Source organism: Thiolapillus sp. (genome assembly GCF_048562965.1).
Lineage (GTDB): Bacteria > Pseudomonadota > Gammaproteobacteria > Chromatiales > Chromatiaceae > Thiolapillus > Thiolapillus brandeum_A.
Window position 1 is genome coordinate 1 of record NZ_JBHNMF010000472.1, and the last position, 2,578, is coordinate 2,578.

The window sequence follows — 2,578 nt, forward strand, 5'->3', positions numbered from 1 at the left end:
CAAAAAGATTTCGGGCGGGGGTGTCCGGTCGGCGACGGGGCTCCTGGCGGCGCTGTCCCGTGCCTCGGGCAACCCAATTCTCGTCACCGACGAAATTGCCCGTGAGGCCGCCACCAGGGGCGGCTATTCAGGCCCCTGGCCTCCGGAGGCGAGGGCGCGGCCAGGGGCCGCCGAAATTGCCCGCCAAGCGGTCCGCAAGCGGCGGGACATTCTGGCACGTCACGCGCGGCCTGGCGAAACGAGGGAGGACGTGGAGCAGCGCTTGGCGCGTGATTCGCGAATATAATCCGATTTTTCACATATATTTGTTGATATTGTGTGAATATGCGGGTATTTTGAGCGCATGCTACGAAAATATCGATTCAAGAATTTTTTTTCCTTCCTGGAAGAGACTGAGGTTTCCCTAACCGTTTCCTCGCACGTTCCTGATGCCTACAGCATCGCAAAGGACGATAGAGGTCAACGGGTTTCCAAGGTCTTGGCTGTATTGGGCGCCAATGCCAGTGGCAAAACCAATGTGCTGAAACCCGTCGTTTTCGTGCATTGGTTCGTCAGCCACTCATTCCAGTTGCAGCCCGATGCGCCTATTCCGCTTCAGCCTCATGCCGAGGCCATGGATCAGCCTTCAGAATTTGAAACGGAGTTTTGCCTGGATGATGAGGTATGGCGTTACCGGGTGGTGTTGACCACCAAACGGGTACTGGAAGAATCGTTGCATCGTAAAACCAGCAGCCAGTTTAGCTATGTGTTCGTGCGAAAGTGGTCGCAGGCGTCGAAAGGCTACGAGTTCAAGCAGAAAAAGGATTTTGGCTTGAAGGCGGCCGAGGTCATTGATGCTCGGCAGAATGCTTCTGTGCTGTCCATCGCGGCTCAATATGGTGTTGATATAGCCACAAAACTGGGGCATTTTGAAATCGCCTCCAATATTGATTTTGCTGGCCGCATGGTGAATGACAGCAATTATATTGGCCGCCTTGGCGCTTACTATCACAAGAACCCTGACCATAGAAAACACATGGAAGCATTGTTGCGTCGCTGGGATTTGGGTTTTCATGGCGTGGAATTTGAAGAAGTGATCCCCAATCCGGAAAAACCGGAAGAAAAAGCCATCATGATGTATGGCGTCCACAAAGGCAGAACTGGCCCATTCAGGTTAGGATTCCGTCAAGAGTCCAGTGGTACAGTCGCGCTGTTCTCGTTGTTGGCCAAGTTGCTACCCGTGTTGCGAAAAGGCGGCATGGCGATCATCGATGAACTGGAATCAGACCTTCATCCACTCATGTTGGAGCCCGTGTTGGATCTGTTTTTCAATGAGAGAACCAATCCGCACAACGCTCAGCTGTTGTTTACCTGCCATGCCGCGGAAGTGCTCAAGCATTTGCATAAATGCCAAGTATTGCTGGTGGAAAAGAATGCCCATTGCGAAAGCGAAGCATGGCGTCTCGACAGCGTTAAGGGTGTGCGGGTTGATGATAACCTGTATGCCAAATATCTGGCTGGCGCCTATTCGGCAGTGCCGGAGTTTCATTGATGGCACGAAGACGCCGGCGAACCAGGCGCACCATTCTTCTGGTTGTCGAGGGCTATACTGATAAGGATTTTGTTCAACACCTCAAAGACCTGTACCACAGACGGGAATGCGGGTTTCGGGTTATTTTGAAAAATGCCAAAGGCAAGGGAAGCAACAACGTCATCGATACCGCCTATGGCGAAAATCGCCAGGGCGGATATGACGATGTTGTGGTTTTCTACGACCACGATGTGCCTTTGACCCCCAAATCGAAGCGACATTGTAGTGGCTTTCATTCATTTGTCGCCAATCCCTGTCTGGAAGGCTTGCTGCTGGAGATCTTGGAGCAAACCGTTGCCGGCACCTGCGAAGAAAACAAAAGGCGATACGCTCAGTTCGCTTCTCGCAAGAATTACGCTGAATTGTTTCCCCACGAGCTTCTGGAAAGGCGGCGAAGTTCGGTACCGCTGCTTGATGATCTACTGAGGCTTTTGGAGGAAGGTAAGATTGTTCGTCGTTAGCCAGGAGCGTCCTAGCCTTCGTTGCTACAGACCATTTTCCAGCAACCCTATTTCTTCCGGCGTCAGATCGAAAACCGCATAAACAGCACGATTCAACGCCTCTTCCCTGGCCGAAAGCTCGCGGGCCAACTCTGCCACCTGCTGCCGGGATGATTGCAGGTAATCCTGCCAGTCGTTGCGCTCGGCCAGGGGAATGGAGGTCTTGAAGGCCTTTTTGATTTCTTTCTGGAAAGTGTCGAAATCCAGTTCCCACCAGGATTTGAGCTTATTGGTCAGCTTGGCTTCTCGATCTGGCGGGCACAGATCGGGAATCCGGCGGGTGATGTTCTGCTGGAGCTGGTAGCGTTGCTCGGCCAGGGCTTGGCATTGTTGGGCAATCTCGGCTATAGATTCTTTTTGCGTGGAAGCTGCTTCAGGAATTGGAATGCGCATGATGTTCTGCGCAAACATCCGATAGAAGCCACCGCGAACAGAGTCTGAAATACCGGTAAGAAAAAACCATACAGCCTTTGAATTGAGCAAACCAGCGATGAAATCATCTCCCCCT

3 protein-coding genes are annotated in these 2,578 nt (G+C 52.4%); 2 read left to right on the plus strand and 1 reads right to left on the minus strand.

The window, feature by feature from the left end; translation table 11 throughout:
- Window positions 1-343 precede the first annotated feature (343 nt).
- Window positions 344-1,531 carry an AAA family ATPase gene (locus ACOCD2_RS16500; RefSeq protein WP_294042282.1) on the plus strand — a complete coding sequence of 396 codons (1,188 nt, stop codon included), beginning with the start codon at window positions 344-346 and terminating at the stop codon, window positions 1,529-1,531.
- A complete protein-coding gene (locus ACOCD2_RS16505) occupies window positions 1,531-2,031 on the plus strand; it encodes a hypothetical protein (RefSeq protein ID WP_293653154.1) in 501 nt (166 codons plus the stop codon). The genes ACOCD2_RS16500 and ACOCD2_RS16505 overlap by 1 nt, the downstream gene beginning before the upstream one ends.
- A gap of 24 nt (window positions 2,032-2,055) precedes the next feature.
- On the opposite strand, the gene ACOCD2_RS16510 is transcribed toward ACOCD2_RS16505, so the two are convergent.
- Window positions 2,056-2,578 (minus strand): hypothetical protein (locus tag ACOCD2_RS16510; protein WP_419588555.1); only part of this gene is annotated, 523 nt, incomplete at its 5' end.